This window comes from Frigoribacterium sp. Leaf263, assembly GCF_001422285.1.
Classification (GTDB): domain Bacteria; phylum Actinomycetota; class Actinomycetes; order Actinomycetales; family Microbacteriaceae; genus Frigoribacterium.
Map to the genome: position 1 here is coordinate 275,114 of NZ_LMMO01000004.1, position 17,307 is coordinate 292,420.

Genomic DNA, 17,307 nt, shown 5'->3' on the forward strand with positions numbered 1-17,307 from the left:
TCGGCGGCTCGCGGCCGTTCGGGCTCGGGCCCGGGCTCGAACCGTCCCTTTCGCGCGCGTCGCCGCGCGTCGGGCCGACGGGTCAGAAGGCGGCGTCGAGTTCGCGTTCGCGGGGGCTGCTGCCGATGCTGAAGGCACGGCGGAGGGCCTCGCGGAGGTGCGTGGCGTCGGAGTCGACGAGGTGCGTGAACCCGAGGCGGCGGGCTTCGGCGGTGCGCTGGGTGGCGGAGGAGGCGGGTCGGATCTCGCCGGCGAGGCTGATCTCGCCGATGGCGGCCATGGTGTGGGGGAACGACACGTCGCGGCTGGCGCTGGCGAGGGCGAGCGCGATGGCGAGGTCGGCGCCGGGTTCGGTGAGCTTGATGCCGCCGACGGTCGAGACGTACACGTCGGCGTCGCCGAGGCGGATGCCGGCGCGGCGTTCGAGCACGGCGAGCAGCATGGCGACGCGCGACGAGTCGACGCCGTTGACGACGCGGCGGGGCTGCGGTGCCGAGCTGGCGACGATGAGCGCCTGGACCTCGACGGGCAGGGCGCGGCGGCCCTCCATGGCGACGGTGATGCAGGTGCCGCTGACGGGGGCGCCGGTGCGTGACATGAAGAGGCCGCTGGGGTCGGCGACCTCGGCGATGCCGTCGCCGGTCATCTCGAAGCAGCCGACCTCGTCGGTGGGGCCGAAGCGGTTCTTGTGGGTGCGGATGAAGCGGAGCGAGGTCTGCCGGTCGCCTTCGAACTGGCAGACGACGTCGACGAGGTGCTCGAGGAGGCGCGGGCCGGCGATCGTGCCGTCTTTCGTCACGTGCCCCACCAGCAGCACGGGCAGGTTGCGGTCTTTGCTGACGCGGATGAGGGTCGAGGCGACTTCGCGCACCTGCGAGGTGCCGCCGGCGATGCCGTCGAGGGTGGACGACGAGACCGTCTGGACGGAGTCGACGATGACGAGCTGCGGGTCGACCTGCTCGATCTGGCCGAGGATCACGGCGAGGTCGACCTCGGCGGCGAGGTAGAGGTTGGGATGGAGGGCGTTGGTGCGTTCGGCGCGGAGTCGGACCTGCGAGGCGCTCTCTTCGGCGGTGACGTAGAGCACGCGGGCGCCGGTGGCGGCGGCGCGGGAGGCGACTTCGAGCAGGAGGGTCGACTTGCCGACGCCGGGTTCGCCGCTGAGCAGGATGGCGGCGCCGGGCACGATGCCGCCGCCGAGCACGCGGTCGAACTCGTCGATGCCGCTGGGCCACGAGGCGACGCTGGTGGCTTCGACCTCGGTGATGGGCCGGGCGGCGCGGTCGGCGCCGACCTTGACGGGTGCGGTGCCGCGGGCGCTGACGAGGGTGGAGGTGACGTCGACGACGGTGCCCCAGCGCTGACATTCACCGCAGCGGCCGACCCACTTGAGGGAGGTCCACCCGCATTCGGTGCAGCGGAAGGGTGGGGATGCGGGGCGTGCCATGCGGACAGCCTAGGTGTGGCCGCCGACAGTCACCGCGCCTCCTCGGTGGGGGTGTGGAGAGCCGCGGGAGGGGCGGTCAGGTGCGGTCGGCGGCGAGCTGGATGAGGCGGTCGGCGATGGCGGGTTCGAAGGCGGAGGCCCAGACGCGGTAGCCGAGGTCGTTGGGGTGGAACAGGTCGCCAGCCGAGTTGCGGAACGTGCGGAGGAGCCCCTGTCGGCGGGTGGTCTCGTAGAGGGGGGCGACCGTGAGTCCGAGTTCGCCGGCGATGCGGCGGATGATCTGGTTGGCCTCGGCGACCCTCTTCTCGCGGTCGGGCAGCCACATCGCAGGCAGGTCGGCGACGATGGCGTGGCTCGGCAGGGCGCTGTAGATGGCCCGGATGTTCTTCTCGAACGACTCGGCCTTGTAGTCGATGATGTCGTTGGCGCCGATGGCCACGGTGACGATGTCGGGTTCGTAGTCGGCGAACTTCGGCAGCTGGTCTTTGCGGCAGAGCCAGGTGGTCGAACCGCTGACGCTGAGGTTGACCATGCGCAGCGACGAATGGGTGGTGCGACGGATGCCGGCCGACAGGCGCCCCACGTAGCCGCGGGCCGGGCTCGAGGCGCCGATGCCCTGGGCGGCCGAGTCACCGAGGGCGACGTAGAGCAGCGCCCCCTTCTTGTCGTAGCGCGAGCGCCACCAGGCGCTGTGCACCGGCAGCTTCTCGGTCAGATCGTGGGCGGCGGCACGCTGCTGACCGGCGAAGTGGCGGTACAGGGCGAAGACGCCACCGGCGGCGGCGAGGGTCGTGCCCACGCCCGAGAAGAAGGCCAAGGAGGTGCGCTGCGTCATGCTGGTGAACCTACGCCCGACCACTGACATCACGATCGCGATGCCTCCGTGCCCCCACCGGAGCCGAGGAGGCGCGGATCCCGATTTCGACACAGCCCCCGTCGTGTATTACACTCGCTCTCGGTACCGTGTCCGAGCGGCCGAAGGATCATGTCTCGAAAACATGTGTGGGGGTTGACTCCACCGTGGGTTCAAATCCCACCGGTACCGCCACAGAAAACCCCTGGTCATCCAGGGGTTTTCTTCTTTTCCCAGCCTTTCGTGGTGCAAAAGTGGTGCAGGTATGGCACGAAGGTCTTCTTAGACGGCCCCTGATGGCCGTACGCTCAAGCTCTTGCTAGGGACCGGCACCCTTCTTCTTCCGAGATTTGCCGACCCTGGCGCGCAAGTTATTAGGCCGGGACAGTCACGTCGTCCCGCAGTGCCCTGTCGATGATGTGAGTGGGCACGTCGTGAGAACTTGCGCCGTCGAGGCCTGTCCTACCCCAATAGCTCGTTCTGGTTTCACTCAGTCGCGCGTCGGTACTTCAGGGCAGGCAGGGCCGTCACAATGCGACCGAGGACCCTTAAAGCCGAGATCGTTCTCGTCGGCGCCCTGCGCGACGAGGTAGTCCCAGTGCCCCGACAGTTCCGCGATGTACGCCGGGTCGATCTTGCCGCTAAGGGGGCCGTAGTAGTCGTTCGCGTCCATGCGCTCGGCGCTCGTCTCCACCTCGCTGAGGTCGAAGTAGTTGGCCCAGCGTGTTTCGTTCAGGGTCAGCCAGGACTGACTCGCGCGCTGCGGTTCCACCTGGAGATGCCGCTCGAGGATCGTCGCCGCCTCCCGGCGGATGCGGCCAGCGACGAGAAGGCACGCGCCACACGCTGGCGCGGCCGCCGATTCAGCTCGGTCGCTTCGCGTTCTTCGTCGGTCTGATCGACAAGGGGCGCAGGGTGCGCGCGCCGGTCGCAGAGCGACCTTCCGTCGATCATCCAGACGTGCATGCTCTTGATGTCGGTCATGGACCGACCGTAGGCGACGACGACGGCGTGTCGGGCGGCATTGAGCAAGTGTCACGGTCTGCCAGGATGAGCCACATTATGAACAAGCGCTTTGCACCCTTGGCCTCCGTGGCCCTCATCACCGTCCTCGCCCTCACAGGCTGCAGCGGCTCCGACTCTCCCGACTCGTCCAACGCCGACTCGAACTCCGGGTCCAGCAGCGCGCCCTCTGCCGAGGCGACGCCCGAAGCAGCTGCGGCGCCCGACCTCGCCGGGACGTGGAAGCAGACCAACTCTGGAAGCGACGACGCTTACCAGGCCGCCGTCATCACTGGTGACACGATCACCGTCAACTGGGTTAGCGACGGCGGCGACACCGAGTCAATCTTCTGGGTCGGCACCTTCACGCCTCCCGCCGACGACGCCTCGCCGTACACGTGGACGTCGACCCGGGACGCAGCCGCGACCGACTCGGCGATGCTTGCCTCGACAGATGATTCGAAGGACTTCACCTTCGAGGACGGCGAGGTCAGCTACAAGGCCAGCCTGATGGGCACCACGACCACCGTGCGCCTCGAGAAGGGGTAGCCGAGACTCGAACTCGGGCTGCTTCACGTCCACCCCTCGAAGCCCCGCCGTGCAACACGCTCGGCGGGGCTTCGCCTTGCCGCCGGCCGCCGGCGGCTGCTCCACTCTGGGATGCGCTGGAAACGGCTCAGAGGCTGCCCTCGGCAACCACCCACTGCTGCTTCAGGTCAGGATAGGCCCGTGCGATGTGTGTGAAGTCCCGGTCGTAGTGCACGACGGTGGCGTGATTCAGGACGGCGTACGCGGCGATGAGGATGTCGGTGGCGCCGGCCGCCCTGCCCATGCCCGCGGCGAAGAGGGCCGACTGGATGCCCGCGACCTCTCGCACCTCGGGGTGAATCGAGCAGTCCGAGAAGGCGCTGGCGAGCGTCAGCACGATCGCGGAGTGGTCCTTGGCGCTCCGAGCGCTGTAGCCGTACTCGGCAGCAACGGGCGGGCAGACGAGGATGTCGTCCGGCGCGGTCGTCCGGATGATCGTCTCGATGGATGCGCGGACCGCCGGCTCGGTGGCCACGCGCTGCCAGGCCGAGTTGTCGATGATGAAGCGGGGCCGACGCGAAGCCGTCGCCCACTCGTCTTCTTCCGCGAGCTGCAGACCCAGTTGGCCGGTGCTCACGCGTCGCCGTCTTTGAGGTCCTTAGCCCGCGGATCGACGTCGACTTCGATGTCACTCAGCGCGGCCAGGGCATCGAGTTGACGCTGCCTCTTGACGATGTCGCCGAGTGCCTGGTTGATGGCGTCCTTCGTCGTCCTTACGCCAAGGATGCTTTTGGCCGCCGTCAGCAGCTCGGCGTCGACATCTACGCTCGTCATCGCCATCCTGTCCTCCATATGTCCGTGTGAACGACTCTATATGCAGGGGTCGGCTCCCGCCAGAGTGCGCTGAGTTGCGCGCGTGAAGCAGGCCTGGCCGTGCAGCCGGCGTCATATCCGCTCCGCCAGCAGATCTTCGAGCGCGCCGAGGGCGCACCAGTAGGCGGCGACCTCCTCTGGCTCTGAGCGGGGGGCACTCCCGGCAGAGTCACGTTGTCGAGGTCGTCCGGGAACAGCGCTGCATGAGTGACGCCTTGAGTCGGCAGCGTGCGGCGCAGTTGTAACCCCTGCCACTGTCGAAGTGAGAGTTCCTTTAGACAAGTTGCGAAATCGCTGCCAGGCTGGCGCCATGGCGCCAGTTTCCTTCTCAGACCTCACCCGTGTTCTTGCGAACTCCGCGATGGAGGGTCTTTCCGTGTCGGCTTTTGCCGTTCCACGAGACGCCGGGTTCTTCGTGGACCCTGTTCTAGTGGTGCGGGAGGACCGGGATGATTTGAACGCAGAGGTCATTCTGATTTCGGCCAGGGGTGCGGCGGGAAAAAGCCGCACGGCAGCTGAACTGGCGTACAACGCCAAGGCTCCTCTGTGGCGCCTTGAAGCGGACGCGGCTGTCGGGCAGGCAGCTTTGCCTCTGCGCCTGAACTCGTACCTAGAGTCGGTCGATGCGCTGCAAGAGATTGCTCAAAGGGAGACGAGACCCACGCTGCTCATCGACTCGATGGATGAGGCGAGAGCGCGTGTTTCGGCTCAGTCCTGGGAGGACTTCCTTGACTCGATTGCAGACGCGGCATCTAAGGGGTTGAGGGTAGTTCTCTTTGGACGTGACAGGACGCTTGAAGAGGTCTGGTTAAAGTTCGAGGAGGACGGCCGCTCCGTCGCATGGTTGGAGGTTTCACACTTCCCAGCCGAGGCGCGTCGCGAGTACATCGATGGTCGCGTCAGGGACCGAGCAGGTAACGCTCTCCTCGAAGGGGCCAATTACGAGGAGGCCCGCGAAGCACTTCTTAACGCGCTGGCAGGATCAATCGACGATGCTTCCTCTGAGACTTTTGTCGGGTACGCGCCCGTGCTGGATGCGGTCGTCGCTGTGCTCGCGGAGGAACGGAACCACTACAAGCTGGCCCGCGAATTCGAGGCTCAGACGGAGAAGGCCCGACACATCGACGTTCTGCGAAGCATTCTCGTTCGTCTCCTGGAGCGCGACCAGGGCAAGCTGCAGAAGTTGGCGGAAGAACTTGGGCTCGACGGGGAAGCGACGTACACCCCAAGCGAGCAAATCGATTGGCTCTGGCACGACATCGAGGGCCTAGCGTCGCCCGACTTGTCGTTCATTGCTGACGAATCCAAGCGCTATGCCTATGAGCAGGGTTTGCGCTCGTTCCTGGACGATCACCCATTCCGAGCAGAAAAGCGATGGGCGAGTGTCGTCTTTGAGGCCTACGCCGCAGCCGCACGGTTTGAGAAATCTCTTCCCGCTGATGTCCTGACCGAGGTGGGCAACCGCTCTGGCCTGTTCTTCGACTTCGTTGCGACAGCGAACGCGACCGGCGCACTCCTGGATGAGTGGCAGTTTGCTGCATTGCACTCATCGATCCTCGCCGGCGAGTCTGAGGGGAGTGCAGCCACTGTTGCGGCTGCCCAAGACGAGGACGGGCTGGAAGGCCGAATGGCCGTAAATCGCCCCAGCGGCCCTCTGTCGCTGGACTTCACTCTCTTGCCGGAGGATGCGGAGGTCGTGTCCCTTGTTGGACCGCTTGCGTCGTTGACGCTGACAACCCCTCTCGGTCTCCGAGTTCCGGACATGAGCGGCGGTCGGGTTTTGGGGCCGGATCTGTTCTTGCGGGCTGACTCGATCGTCATCGATGGCGAAGAGGCTCGCTTTGCGAGAGCCTCGGGCGCCACGGCGGAAGAAGAAGCAGATATTCGCTTCGAGGTCACCGGTGAGTCCGTCACGCTTCCCGGAATGATTTCACTCGCTCCCGCAACGAACTCCTTCGAGCTCGCGACTTGGCCGACAACGTCCCTTGTCTATCCCTGGACCGTATATCGTTCCGCACTGGAATTGGACGAGGAGGTCGACGCCCAATCAAAGGCCATCCGCTTCCTCAACAAGCTTCAAAATCTCGCCCGAACGCACGGACACAAGGGTGGTCGAGCAACTTTTTTTATGAAGCTGCAGGGGCGCCAGCCGATCAAGTCGGGCGAGCTCAAGGCCGTGCTCAACATGATGGAGCAGCGAGGTGTGGTGCAGCTCGATGGAGACCTCGTCTTTCTGACGGCGGATGCGGACAAGCATCGTTTTAACGGCAAAGGCACGCCTGGACAGCAGACCATTCAGCAGCAGTGGGCTTACTGGGGGCCGGTTGTCGAGCAGATTGAGGAGATCCTGGCGGCAAAGGCCTAGCCCCCGGCGCGGCCCCCGCGAAGCTCGTGAATTCGGGGTGCTCATTTCAATCTGCACGGGTTACTGGTGGTGCATTTTGGTGCAGGAGACCTTGTGGAGTGATGTCAGCAGAGGTGCATCCCAGTGCGTTTTCTCCTCGTACTTACGGGCTTTGTCTGCTCTCGACGATAAGCACACGGGATGCAACCTGGGTTCAAATCCCACCAGTACCACCACAGAGAATCCCCGCTCGCGCGGGGTTTTCTCTTTGCGTCGAAGACGGTGGCCGAAAGCGGTGCGCCTCATTCGACACGGCCCTGCGCTGGCGGCGAATCCGGCTCACGACAGCGAGGCGATGGCCTCGATCTCGATGCGCGCCCCCAGGGGCAGGCCTGCGACGGCCACCGTGGTGCGCGCCGGGTACGGCTCCTGCACGAGCGACGCGTAGACCTCGTTCATCTCGGCGAAGTTGTCCATCGTCGTCAGATAGACGCTGAACTTGACGACGTCGGCGAGCGTTCCGCCGGCGGCCGCCAGCACGGTCTCGAGGTTCGCGAACACCTGTCGTGTCTGCATCGCGACGTCCCCGGTCACCAGTCGAGCCGTCGCCGGGTCGATGGGCGTCTGTCCCGAGAGGAACAGCAGGCGGGCGCCCGAGGGCTCGGCTGCGTGGGCGTAGGGGCCGATTGCCGCGGGCGCGTCGGGGGCGAACGTTGTTGAACGAGGCATGGTCTCTCCGTCGGTGGCAGGGTGATGGGGCGGGGCGGTGGTGCGAGGACGTCGCCCCGGGTGTCGCTCGGGGCCAGGGCCGCTGCACAGCAGTCTTCCGCCAAGACCGCTCAATCCGCCCTGGGCTCGTCGCTCGGCGACGCTGACGTCGAGCCCGGAACGACGAGCCGTGTGGGCGCCCGGCTCGAGCAGCCGCCGATCTTCCTCCGACCCCGCCGCGAACCGCGTGCCGCGACCGTCGCACCCCTGGCCCTGCGCGGCACCGCCTCCGCGGCTCCGCGACCCGGCCCCACCAGCCCCGGTAGCATGCGACCCGACGGGGCACGCGCCCGGCCGACCCGACAGGAGCACCATGACCGACCCCGACGAGACCATCGGCTCGCCCGCCGACCGCCGGTTCCGGGAGGAGCTCCGCCGCCGCCTCGCAGAGGTCGACGCCGAGACCAACACCGGCACCCGCTCCGGCCCCGGCGTCCAGGCCGCCGGTCCCCGGACGAGCGGCACCCCCGAGCGCGCACGAGACGCCGCCGACCCCGGGGCGGCGACGCGATCGCACCGGTCGGCCTCCGCCTCCTCGCGGCTCCTCGCCCCGGCGACCGCCCGCCGCAGCGACGAGCGCTCGCGCACGGACAGGCTCCTCGACTGGGCGCCCCTCGTCGTCGGTCTCCTCGCGCTCGCGGCCATCGCCGGCATCGTCGTCTACGGCATGAACGGCGGCGACCTCGGCCCCTGGTGATCCGGCACCGGTCCGCCCGGCCTTCAGCCGGCCAGGGCCAGCAGCTCGGCGAGCGGCGCCACCGGCACCCGCCCGCGCGCCCCCTCCACCAGATGCGGATCGGCCGTGACCAGCGCATCCGCCTGCAGCACCGCGACGGCGAGGTACTCGGCCGGCCGAGGGTCGTCCCAGCCGAGGTCGCGCGCGAACGCCCACGCCCGAGAGCGCGAGACGCGGTCACCGAGGAGGCGCACCGAGAGCTCCGCGAACCGGTCCAGCTCCCGCCGCCCCATGGCTTCGGGCAGCGCCCCGGACCGCACCTCGGCGAACAGCAGCGCCAGCACGTCGGACTTCAGCGCCGCGGGAGCCACCAGCCGGTGGTCCGCCGGCAGCGCCGGTCGGCGGCGCAGCAGTTGGAGGCAGGTGGGCGCGTCGATCGCGTAGCGGGTCATGAGCCGATCGTGCACCCGCGGCGACGGGCCGGCGGGACTTCGTCCGTCCACAGCGCCCGACCTGCGACCCCCGGCGCGTCACGCACGCCTGCTATGGTCCCGACCGACAGCGCCTAGGGTTCCGGGGTCCCATGACCCGACTGGTCCGAGCGGCGCCACGGCAGGGCGCCATCGCCCGCCGTCATCTGAACGGACAAAAGCCTGGAGGATCCTGCCGACGCGCCCTGCGTCGGGTCGAAGGGTCTGCCATGTCCACCACCGCTCTGCTCCTCGTCCTCGGGGCCGCCGTCGCCCACGCGTCGTGGAACATCGTCGCCCACGGCGTCAGCCGCATCGGCACGCCGTTCCTCTGGTGGGGTGCCCTCGCCAGCGCCGTGCTCTGGCTGCCCGTCGTCCCGTTCACCGGCGGGCTCGGCGGCAGCGTCGCGGGCCTCGCGCTCGGCGCCGGCGTCTCGGGGGTGCTGCACGTCGTCTACATGATCGTGCTGCAGCGCGGCTACGCGGCCGGATCGCTCTCGACCGTCTACGCGACGGCCCGCGGCACCGGCCCCGCCGTCAGCGCCCTGCTCGCCGTCCTCCTGCTCGGCGAACGGCTCTCGGCGCTCGCCGTGGTCGGCATCGCGGTGGTCGTGGCCGGCGTCGTCGCGACGGGACTCATCGACCGGAAGCCCGCCGCTCCAGGCCGGCCCGGCGAACGGACGACCGACCCGGCCGACGCGACCCGCGCCTCCCGCACACCGCCCGCAGTCCACGCGTCGCCCGCCTCCGACGCGGCCCCGGCATCCGACGCGACGCCTGCAGCCGACGCGACCTCCGTGTCGACCCCCGCACCCCGCAGGAGGCGCCGCCTCGACCCCGGGATCGCCTGGGGCCTCCTGACCGGCCTGGCCATCGCCTCCTACACGATCTGGGACGCCCACGCCCTCCGCACCTTCGAGCTCTCGCCGGTCTCGTTCATGGTGGGCGTGACCGTCGTCGAGGTCGTCTTCTACACGGCGGCGCTCGGCCGTCGTCGTCGCGAGCTGCTCGACGTCGCCCGCGCGCACTGGCCCCGCGTGCTGGCCTTCGGGGTGCTGTCGCCGCTGTCATACATCCTCGTGCTCGTCGCGATCCAGACGACCCCGGTCGCCCTCGTGGCCCCGGCGCGCGAGACGAGCGTCGTGATGGTCGCCGTGTTCGGCGCCCTCGTGCTGCGCGAGGGGTCGGTCGCGAGACGGCTCGTGGCCTCGGTCGTCGTGCTCGGCGGCATCGCCCTGCTCGCGCTCTGACGCCGACGGCCCCGACGCCGACGGCCCCGCCCCCATGAAGCCGAGCCCCGAAGGGTGGGCATACAAGAGGTGAACTCTGCCTGAACTAGCCACGAGATAGGTTCCTAAGTGCAGGAGGCGCGTGTCACCATCGTGACGTCCCCACCCCCACCCGAAAGGCCGTCATGCCCCTCCGCCGCCCCCGCGTCGCGATCGCCCTCGCCGGCACCGCCCTGCTCGCCACCGCCCTCGTCGGCTGCTCGACCGCCGGCACGCCCGCCGAGGGCTCGGGGGCGTCCGGCTACGCCGTCGACTCCAGCACCCTCGTCTTCGGCGTCGTGCCCGACTCGGTCGACACCGAGACCAACTACCAGCCGCTGATGGACTACATCGCGCAGGAGACCGGCAAGACCGTCGAGTACCACGAGTCGACCGACTACGCGGCCCTCATCGAGGCGAGCATCGCCGGCCAGATCGACGTCGCGTCGTTCTCGGGCTTCACCTACGTCACCGCCAGCAACAACGGCGCCGAGCTGACCCCGATCTCGTCGATCACGACGGCCGAGGGTCAGGAGCCGGGCTACTACTCGCAGGCCATCGTGCCGAAGGGCAGCGACATCACGTCGATCGCCGACATGAAGGGCAAGAAGGTCTGCTTCGTCGACCCGTCATCGACCTCGGGCTACCTGTTCCCGAGCTACGCGCTGCTCGAGGCCGGCATCGACCCCGAGAAGGACATCACCCCGGTGTTCGCGGGCAAGCACGACGTCAGCGTGCAGAAGACCGGCGAGGGCGCCGAGTGCGACGCCGGCTTCGCCGAGGACAGCGAGGTCGCCAAGAGCGACGCGGTCGAGATGATCGACGAGCAGATGGTCCCCGGCGCCCCGATCGTCGAGTCGGACACCCTGCCCGACGACGTCAAGGCGCAGCTCGAGGACATCCTCGCGAACGTCAGCGCCGACGACATGGTCGCCGCGGGCATCGAGGGCGCCGACAGCGAGGGCTTCCGCAGCGTCTTCTACGAGACGACCCCGGTCGACGACGCGTACTACGACGAGATCCGCGACATCTGCGAGAAGACGAACGCCACGCAGTGCCAGGCCTGACCCGCACGAACTAGCCGCTCGACACCCCGGGAACTCGTCGAGACCCCCACGCGCGCGCGGGTGTCTCGGCGGATCCCCGGGGTCTGAACCGACCGAACGAAGGACGAACATGACCCCGCACGCCGACCCCGCCGAGACCGTCGTCTCGCTCGAGGGCATCACCAAGCGCTTCGGCTCGACCGTGGCCCTCGACGGCGCGTCGCTGAGCGTCCGCCGCGGCGAGGTCGTCGTGCTGCTCGGCCTCTCGGGCTCGGGCAAGTCGACGCTGCTGCGTCACGTCGACGGCCTCGAGCGCCCCACGTCGGGCACCGTCCGCGTGCTCGGTCGCGACGTCACCGGGCTCTCGGGCCGGGCCCTGCGCGAGCTGCGCAGCGAGGTCGGCTTCATCTTCCAGCAGTTCGAGCTCGTGCCCTCGCTCACGGCGCTCGAGAACGTGCTGACGGGGTCGCTCGCCGCCGTGCGGGGCCCCCGGCTCGGCCTCTGGTCGTACGGCCGCGCCGCCCGCGCCGAGGCCCTCGCCCGCCTCGAGCGCGTCGGACTGCTCGAGCGCGCCTATCAGCGCGCCGACACACTCTCGGGTGGGCAGCAGCAGCGCGTCGCGATCGCCCGCGCCCTCATGCAGCGACCCCAGGTCCTGCTCGCCGACGAGCCCGTCGCCTCGCTCGACCCCGAGTCGAGCGACCAGGTGATGGCGCTGATCCGCGAGATCGCCGTCGACGAGGGGCTCACCGTCATCTGCAGCCTCCACCAGGTCGACCTCGCCCTGTCGTGGGCCGACCGCATCGTGGGCCTGCGGCACGGCGCCGTCGTGCTCGACACCGAGACCGAGGGGCTGTCGAAGGCCCAGGTCATGGAGATCTACGGCCGCGTCGCCACGAGCACCGACCAGCTCGCCGCCATCGAGCTCGAGCTCGCCGGGGACGCCGTCCGATGACCGCGGTCACCGAGCGCCCGCGCACGACCGAGGCTCCCCTCGCGCCCCGCGCCGCGCCTCCTCGTCGTCGCACCTCGCCCGAGCGCGTCGCCGCCGGTCTGACGATCGTCGCGCTGCTGGTCGCGAGCATCGTCGCCCTCCGCAGCGTCGAGATCGACCCGGCGCGCATGCTGCAGAGCTGGTCGAACGCCGAGCGGTTCTTCGGCCGGGTCGGGGCCATCGAGTTCCCGCCGCTCGCCGAGCTGCTGCAGCTCACGGCGCTGACGCTCGGCCTCGTGATCTGCGGCACGCTGCTCGCCGCCGTGCTCTCGGTGCCGGTGGCCGTGCTGGCCGCGTCGAACACGACGCCCGGGCCGGTCTGGCGTGCGGCCGCCCGCTTCGTCACCGTGCTCGCCCGCGCGGTGCCCGACGTGGTGCTCGCCATGGTCTTCGTGCTGCTCTTCTCGCTCGGCACCCTGCCGGGCATCCTCGCCATCGGCCTGCACTCCGTCGGCATGATCTCGAAGCTGTTCGCCGACGCCATCGAGCAGATCGACGAGGGCCCGCGCACCGCCGTCCGCGCCGCCGGAGGCACCCGCCTGCAGCAGTTCACCGCGGGTGTCCTGCCGCAGGTGCTGCCCTCGTGGGTGGCGACGGTCCTGCACCGCAACGACATCAACCTGCGCGGCAGCGTCATCCTCGGCTACGTCGGCGTGGTGGGCCTCGGCATGGAGATGTCGTTCGCCTTCAAGTCGCTCGACTACGGTCTCGGCCTCGGCTACGCCCTCGTCATCTTCGTGCTCTGCGTCGTCATGGAGATCGTGTCGAGCTCGGTGCGCGCCGCCATGCTCGGAATCGCCCCCACCGGCCGGGGTCTCGGCGATCGCGTCGTGCGACGGGCCACGAGGAGGCGCGCCGACGGCCCCTCCGCCGCGATCGTCACCGAGACGGTCGGCCGGGCACCCGCCGCGCCCGCCGCCCCGACGGTCGACGCGATGCTCCGCCGCCCCTGGGACCGCACCCGGGTGCGGAACACGTCGTGGGGCCTGATCGCCGGGGCGGTCGTCGTCGCGAGCGTGCTCGTCTGCGACATCGCCTGGTCCGACCTCGTCACGGTCTGGGGCGGCGTGCCCGCCGTCGCCGTCCGGTTCTGGCCGCCGTCGTTCGGCAGCTACGAGGCGGCGACCATGGTGGCCGCGATGGGCGAGACGATCGCGATCGCCCTGGCCGCGACGCTCCTGACGCTGGTCGCGTCGATCGTGATCGGCTCGCTCGCCGCCCGCAACGTCGCCCCGAGCCGGGGGATGCGCAGCGGCATGCGGCTGCTGCTGGTCGGCATCCGCGGCGTGCCCGAGGTGATCCTCGCCATCGTGCTCATCGTCGTGACGGGTCTCGGCACGCAGGCGGGCACGCTCGCGCTCGCCCTCGGCGGCATCGGCCTGCTCGGCAAGCTGCTCGCCGACTCGTTCGAGGAGGTCCCGGCCGGGCCCGAGCGCGCGCTCACCGCCACGGGCGCCACGCGCCTCCAGGTGTACGCCGGCGCGACGCTGCCCCAGGGCCTCCGCGCGCTCGTCGGCCACTCGTTCTACATGCTCGACACGAACATCCGCGCCGCGACGCTGCTCGGCATCGTGGGCGCCGGGGGAGTGGGCTACTACCTGCTGAACGCCAGCCAGGGCTCGAACTACGGGGCGGTCACCGCGATCGTGCTGATGATCCTCGTGACCGTGCTCGCCGTCGAGGGCCTCGCGATGTGGATGCGCAAGGTGCTCCGATGAGCGCGGCGATCCGGCCGCCCGCCGCGGCGCGACACGACGTGGTCATCGTCGGCTCGGGCATCGTCGGCCTCGGCGCGGCGCTCGCCGCGGTCGACCGCGGGCTCTCGGTGCTCGTGGTCGACCGATCGGCGGCGATCGGCGGCTCGACGATCCGCAACTTCGGGCACCTCTGCCTCACCCCGCAGAGCGGCGAGGCCCGGCGGCATGCGCTCACGGCCCGCGAGCTGTGGCTGCGTCTCGCCCGCGACGCCGGCTTCTGGGTCTCGCAGCGCGGCACCCTGGTCGCCGCCCGGCACGCCGACGAGCTGGCCCTGCTCGACGAGCTCGCCGCCGCCCGCACCGAGCGGGTGCTCGGCGACCGCCCCGAGATCGAGCCCCTCGACGAGCGCGAGCTCGCCGCGCTCGCCCCGGTCGCGCCCGGCGTCACCCTCGGCGGCGCCCTGCTGCCTTACGACCTCCAGGTCGACCCGAGGGAGGCGGCGGACGCGATCCGCAGGCACCTCGAGTCGCGAGGGGTGCGCTTCCTGACCCGCACCTCCGTGGGGTCGGTCGCCACCGGCCGCGTCGAGACGAGCCGCGGACCGATCCGGGCCGGCACCGTCGTCGTCGCGACGAACCACGACCTCGACCAGCTGCTGCCCGATCTCGCCGAGCGGTCCGCGCTGCAGCGCTGCGGACTCGACATGCTCCGCGTCCGGGCCGACCTCGTCCGACCGCTCGCGGCGCCCCTCCTGACCGGGTGGTCGCTCATCCGCTACAGCGCCTTCGCCGGCACGGTCGCGGCCGACGACGTGCGAGCCCGCCTGCACGGCGAACGACCCGACCTGGCCGCGCTCGACCTCAATCAGATGTACACGCAGCTGCCCGACGGCTCGGTGCTCGTCGGCGACAGCCACCAGAAGGGCGCGGCCATCTCGCCGTTCCAGGACGAACGCGCCGCCGTCGCGTTCCTCGACGAGTTCCGCGTGCTGTTCGGCGCGGAGCCCGTCGTGACCGAGCGGTGGCAGGGCGTCTACGCCTCCGGCCGCGATGAGTTCGTCGTCGACGAGGTGGAGCCCGGCGTGCTCGTCACCGTCGTCGCCACCGGCATCGGCATGACCACCGGCCTCGGGCTCGCCGAGCACGTCGTCGGCGCCCACCTCGACGGTGGACGCGACGCCGCCCTCCCGCCCGCGGACGCCTCCGTCGCGCCCGTCCCCCGCCCCTCCCTCCTGACAGGAAGCCGCTCATGAGCACCGCCACCACCGACACCGCCACGACCACGACCGCCGCCGTCGCCACGACCACGACCTCCGCCGTCGTCCCGATCGAGCTCGTCGTGCTCGACATGGCCGGCACGACCGTCGTCGACGACGGCATCGTCGAGCAGGCCTTCGCACGCACGGCCGACCGCGTCGACCTCGGGCCGACGCTCACCCGCGACGAGGCTCTGCAGCACGTGCGCGACACGATGGGCCAGTCGAAGATCGACGTTTTCCGCCACCTCACGGGCGGCGACGAGCAGGTCGCGCAGCGTGCCAACGAGCAGTTCGAGGTCGCCTACGGCGAGCTCGTCGACGAGCTCGGGGTCGACCCCCTCGACGGGGCGGCCGACGTGATCGACGCGCTCCGCGCCTCCGGCGTCAAGGTCGTGCTCACGACGGGCTTCTCGCCCGACACCCGCGACCGCCTGCTCGACGCGCTCGGCTGGAGCGTCGACGCGGTGCTCTCGCCGGTCGACGCCGGCCGGGGCCGCCCGGCACCCGACCTGGTGCTCACGGCGCTGCTGCGGACGGGGGCGTCGTCGGTGGCGTCCGTCGTCGTGGTGGGCGACACCGTCAGCGACGTCCGATCGGGTCTCGCCGCCGGCGCCGGGCTCGTCGTCGGCGTGACGACCGGCGCGCACACCCGCGAGCAGCTGCTCGCCGCCGGCGCCCACCTCGTGCTCGACGGCGTCGGCGAGCTGCTCGAACAGCCCCGGTTCGCCGGCATCGCCGCACCCGCCCCGACCGCGGCCGCCTGATGCGCGACGCCGCCCGGTCGGGGCGTCAGGGCGCGAGAGCCTGGTCGTCGCGGCGCCGCCCGGCGGCCGCCGCGGGGGAGTCCGCCCGGCGATCCGGCCCCCCGACGGCGTCGGACGAGGCCGGGGGCGCCTCCGTCGAGCTCCGCCTCGACCCGTCACCGACCGCGATGGTGTGGACCGAGCCGGGTCGACCCCACGAGGCGATCGCCGTGCCCACGGTCGTCCTCGCCCCGGGAGACGTGCTCGTCGAGCTCGAGCTGAGCACCGTCTGCGGCTCGGACGTCCACACGACGCGCGGCGATCGCACCGCCCCGACGCCGCTCGTGCTCGGGCACGAGCAGGTCGGCCGCGTCGTCGCGCTCGGCGAGGGCGCGGCGGCCGTCGACGGCTCGGCGCTGGTCGTCGGGCAGCGCGTGGTCTGGTCGCTCACCGTGAGCTGCGGGCGCTGCGCCACCTGCCGACGCGGTCTGCCGCAGAAGTGCGACTCGGTGCTGAAGTACGGGCACGAGCGCCTCGTCACCGGGTGGGAGCTGAGCGGCGGCTTCGCCACGCACGTCCACGTGCGGGCGGGCACCGCCGTCGTGCCGGTCGACGGCGACCTCGACCCCGCCCTGCTGGCGCCGGTGTCGTGCGGCACGGCGACCGCCAGGGCGGCCCTCGACTCCGCCGAGCGGATCGTGTCGCTCGACGGCGCCGTCGTCCTCGTGCTCGGAGCGGGTCTGATCGGCCTCACGGTCGCCGCCATGGCCGCCGATGCCGGGGCCCGTGTCGTCGTCGTCGACCCCGATGCCGGTCGCCGGGCCCTCGCGGCCCGCTTCGGCGCCGTCGTCACCGCCGACCCGTCGGCCGCGCCCGGCTCGGACGACAGCGTCGAGCACGCCCTCGAGACGGCAGGAGGCGCGCCCCTGGCGGCCATCGAGGCGTCCGGTTCGCCGAAGGCCGTCGCCTCGGCGCTGACCCTGCTCGGCACGGGCGGGGTCGCCGTGCTCGTGGGCAGCGTGTTCCCGGCGCCGCCCGTGCCGCTCGACGCCGAGAGCATCGTGCGGCGGCTGATCACCGTCCGGGGCGTGCACAACTACGCGCCCCGGCACCTCGTCGAGGCGGCGCGCTTCGTCGAGGATCGGCACGGCGCGTGGCCCCTGCGCGAGCTGGTGGGCGACGTGGTCGGTCTGGCCGACCTCGACGCGGGCATCGCGGCGGCTGCGGCCGGAGGGTCGGTGCGGGTCGGCGTCCGCCCCGGCGCCTGACGCCGACCGCGCTCGGCTCTGCTCGGCCTGGCTCTGCGCGACCTCGCCGCTGCTCGGCCTCGCTCCGCTCG

The 17,307-nt window shown here is 70.6% G+C and carries 18 protein-coding genes and 1 tRNA gene; 11 read left to right on the plus strand and 8 right to left on the minus strand.

What is annotated here, in order from left to right; all coding sequences use genetic code 11:
- Positions 1-82 precede the first annotated feature (82 nt).
- Together radA and ASF17_RS10565 are read right to left on the minus strand one after the other, a co-directional pair.
- On the minus strand, positions 83-1,447 hold the full coding sequence (radA, locus tag ASF17_RS10560; protein WP_055799330.1) for a DNA repair protein RadA: 1,365 nt from the start codon (positions 1,445-1,447) through the stop codon (positions 83-85).
- A 76-nt stretch (positions 1,448-1,523) separates the two neighbouring features.
- On the minus strand, positions 1,524-2,282 hold the full coding sequence (locus tag ASF17_RS10565) for an SGNH/GDSL hydrolase family protein (RefSeq protein WP_082475276.1): 759 nt from the start codon (positions 2,280-2,282) through the stop codon (positions 1,524-1,526).
- A gap of 122 nt (positions 2,283-2,404) precedes the next feature.
- Between ASF17_RS10565 and ASF17_RS10570 the strand changes: the two genes are divergently transcribed.
- Positions 2,405-2,495: transfer RNA gene (locus ASF17_RS10570), tRNA-Ser, on the plus strand.
- Between the two features lie 295 nt (positions 2,496-2,790).
- On the opposite strand, the gene ASF17_RS10575 is transcribed toward ASF17_RS10570, so the two are convergent.
- Positions 2,791-3,072 (minus strand): hypothetical protein, encoded by a 282-nt coding sequence (locus ASF17_RS10575; RefSeq protein ID WP_055799333.1) that lies wholly within the window; start codon positions 3,070-3,072, stop codon positions 2,791-2,793.
- Positions 3,039-3,284 (minus strand): hypothetical protein, encoded by a 246-nt coding sequence (locus ASF17_RS15585; protein WP_156357392.1) that lies wholly within the window; start codon positions 3,282-3,284, stop codon positions 3,039-3,041. Before ASF17_RS15585 ends, ASF17_RS10575 begins: the two co-directional genes overlap by 34 nt.
- A 66-nt stretch (positions 3,285-3,350) precedes the next feature.
- Between ASF17_RS15585 and ASF17_RS10580 the strand changes: the two genes are divergently transcribed.
- On the plus strand, positions 3,351-3,851 hold the full coding sequence (locus ASF17_RS10580) for a hypothetical protein (protein ID WP_055800686.1): 501 nt from the start codon (positions 3,351-3,353) through the stop codon (positions 3,849-3,851).
- A gap of 127 nt (positions 3,852-3,978) precedes the next feature.
- Here ASF17_RS10580 and ASF17_RS10585 read toward each other — a convergent pair whose 3' ends face one another.
- Both ASF17_RS10585 and ASF17_RS10590 read right to left on the minus strand, forming a co-directional pair.
- Positions 3,979-4,467: a PIN domain-containing protein gene (locus tag ASF17_RS10585; RefSeq protein ID WP_055799336.1), complete on the minus strand. Its 489-nt coding sequence runs from the start codon at positions 4,465-4,467 to the stop codon at positions 3,979-3,981.
- Positions 4,464-4,670 (minus strand): type II toxin-antitoxin system VapB family antitoxin, encoded by a 207-nt coding sequence (locus ASF17_RS10590; protein ID WP_162236419.1) that lies wholly within the window; start codon positions 4,668-4,670, stop codon positions 4,464-4,466. The genes ASF17_RS10585 and ASF17_RS10590 overlap by 4 nt, the downstream gene beginning before the upstream one ends.
- Before the next feature lie 343 nt (positions 4,671-5,013).
- On the opposite strand from ASF17_RS10590, the gene ASF17_RS10595 reads away from it, so the two are divergent.
- Positions 5,014-7,068 (plus strand): hypothetical protein, encoded by a 2,055-nt coding sequence (locus ASF17_RS10595; RefSeq protein WP_156357393.1) that lies wholly within the window; start codon positions 5,014-5,016, stop codon positions 7,066-7,068.
- A gap of 318 nt (positions 7,069-7,386) precedes the next feature.
- Here the strand turns inward: ASF17_RS10595 and ASF17_RS10600 are convergent, their stop codons facing one another.
- The gene (locus ASF17_RS10600) at positions 7,387-7,776 is read right to left on the minus strand and encodes a Rid family detoxifying hydrolase (protein ID WP_055799346.1); all 390 of its coding nucleotides are present in this window, start codon (positions 7,774-7,776) and stop codon (positions 7,387-7,389) included.
- A 352-nt stretch (positions 7,777-8,128) separates the two neighbouring features.
- Between ASF17_RS10600 and ASF17_RS10605 the strand changes: the two genes are divergently transcribed.
- Positions 8,129-8,512 (plus strand): hypothetical protein, encoded by a 384-nt coding sequence (locus ASF17_RS10605; protein WP_055799349.1) that lies wholly within the window; start codon positions 8,129-8,131, stop codon positions 8,510-8,512.
- Between the two features lie 23 nt (positions 8,513-8,535).
- Here the strand turns inward: ASF17_RS10605 and ASF17_RS10610 are convergent, their stop codons facing one another.
- A complete protein-coding gene (locus ASF17_RS10610; RefSeq protein WP_055800690.1) occupies positions 8,536-8,943 on the minus strand; it encodes a hypothetical protein in 408 nt (135 codons plus the stop codon).
- Positions 8,944-9,191: 248 nt separating this feature from the next.
- On the opposite strand from ASF17_RS10610, the gene ASF17_RS10615 reads away from it, so the two are divergent.
- From ASF17_RS10615 to ASF17_RS10645, 7 genes are all read left to right on the plus strand, one after another.
- Positions 9,192-10,211 (plus strand): EamA family transporter, encoded by a 1,020-nt coding sequence (locus ASF17_RS10615; RefSeq protein ID WP_055799352.1) that lies wholly within the window; start codon positions 9,192-9,194, stop codon positions 10,209-10,211.
- Positions 10,212-10,375: 164 nt separating this feature from the next.
- Positions 10,376-11,296 (plus strand): phosphate/phosphite/phosphonate ABC transporter substrate-binding protein, encoded by a 921-nt coding sequence (locus tag ASF17_RS10620; protein ID WP_055799354.1) that lies wholly within the window; start codon positions 10,376-10,378, stop codon positions 11,294-11,296.
- A gap of 109 nt (positions 11,297-11,405) precedes the next feature.
- Positions 11,406-12,230: a phosphonate ABC transporter ATP-binding protein gene (gene phnC / locus ASF17_RS10625; protein ID WP_055799357.1), complete on the plus strand. Its 825-nt coding sequence runs from the start codon at positions 11,406-11,408 to the stop codon at positions 12,228-12,230.
- A complete protein-coding gene (locus tag ASF17_RS10630) occupies positions 12,227-13,987 on the plus strand; it encodes a PhnE/PtxC family ABC transporter permease (RefSeq protein ID WP_055799361.1) in 1,761 nt (586 codons plus the stop codon). The genes phnC and ASF17_RS10630 overlap by 4 nt, the downstream gene beginning before the upstream one ends.
- Positions 13,984-15,219 carry a TIGR03364 family FAD-dependent oxidoreductase gene (locus ASF17_RS10635; RefSeq protein WP_082475277.1) on the plus strand — a complete coding sequence of 412 codons (1,236 nt, stop codon included), beginning with the start codon at positions 13,984-13,986 and terminating at the stop codon, positions 15,217-15,219. Before ASF17_RS10630 ends, ASF17_RS10635 begins: the two co-directional genes overlap by 4 nt.
- On the plus strand, positions 15,216-15,989 hold the full coding sequence (locus ASF17_RS10640) for a phosphonatase-like hydrolase (RefSeq protein ID WP_055799364.1): 774 nt from the start codon (positions 15,216-15,218) through the stop codon (positions 15,987-15,989). Before ASF17_RS10635 ends, ASF17_RS10640 begins: the two co-directional genes overlap by 4 nt.
- A complete protein-coding gene (locus ASF17_RS10645; protein ID WP_082475278.1) occupies positions 15,989-17,236 on the plus strand; it encodes a zinc-binding dehydrogenase in 1,248 nt (415 codons plus the stop codon). Before ASF17_RS10640 ends, ASF17_RS10645 begins: the two co-directional genes overlap by 1 nt.
- Positions 17,237-17,307: the final 71 nt, after the last annotated feature.

Coding starts and splice junctions, on each gene's coding strand:
- radA (WP_055799330.1), bottom strand. CDS start 1,447: ATGGCACGCCCCGCATCCCCACCCTTCCGCTGCACCGAATGCGGGTGG.
- ASF17_RS10565 (WP_082475276.1), bottom strand. CDS start 2,282: ATGACGCAGCGCACCTCCTTGGCCTTCTTCTCGGGCGTGGGCACGACC.
- ASF17_RS15585 (WP_156357392.1), bottom strand. CDS start 3,284: ATGACCGACATCAAGAGCATGCACGTCTGGATGATCGACGGAAGGTCG.
- ASF17_RS10580 (WP_055800686.1), top strand. CDS start 3,351: ATGAGCCACATTATGAACAAGCGCTTTGCACCCTTGGCCTCCGTGGCC.
- ASF17_RS10590 (WP_162236419.1), bottom strand. CDS start 4,670: ATGGCGATGACGAGCGTAGATGTCGACGCCGAGCTGCTGACGGCGGCC.
- ASF17_RS10595 (WP_156357393.1), top strand. CDS start 5,014: ATGGCGCCAGTTTCCTTCTCAGACCTCACCCGTGTTCTTGCGAACTCC.
- ASF17_RS10600 (WP_055799346.1), bottom strand. CDS start 7,776: ATGCCTCGTTCAACAACGTTCGCCCCCGACGCGCCCGCGGCAATCGGC.
- ASF17_RS10605 (WP_055799349.1), top strand. CDS start 8,129: ATGACCGACCCCGACGAGACCATCGGCTCGCCCGCCGACCGCCGGTTC.
- ASF17_RS10610 (WP_055800690.1), bottom strand. CDS start 8,943: ATGACCCGCTACGCGATCGACGCGCCCACCTGCCTCCAACTGCTGCGC.
- ASF17_RS10615 (WP_055799352.1), top strand. CDS start 9,192: ATGTCCACCACCGCTCTGCTCCTCGTCCTCGGGGCCGCCGTCGCCCAC.
- ASF17_RS10620 (WP_055799354.1), top strand. CDS start 10,376: ATGCCCCTCCGCCGCCCCCGCGTCGCGATCGCCCTCGCCGGCACCGCC.
- phnC (WP_055799357.1), top strand. CDS start 11,406: ATGACCCCGCACGCCGACCCCGCCGAGACCGTCGTCTCGCTCGAGGGC.
- ASF17_RS10630 (WP_055799361.1), top strand. CDS start 12,227: ATGACCGCGGTCACCGAGCGCCCGCGCACGACCGAGGCTCCCCTCGCG.
- ASF17_RS10635 (WP_082475277.1), top strand. CDS start 13,984: ATGAGCGCGGCGATCCGGCCGCCCGCCGCGGCGCGACACGACGTGGTC.
- ASF17_RS10640 (WP_055799364.1), top strand. CDS start 15,216: ATGAGCACCGCCACCACCGACACCGCCACGACCACGACCGCCGCCGTC.
- ASF17_RS10645 (WP_082475278.1), top strand. CDS start 15,989: ATGCGCGACGCCGCCCGGTCGGGGCGTCAGGGCGCGAGAGCCTGGTCG.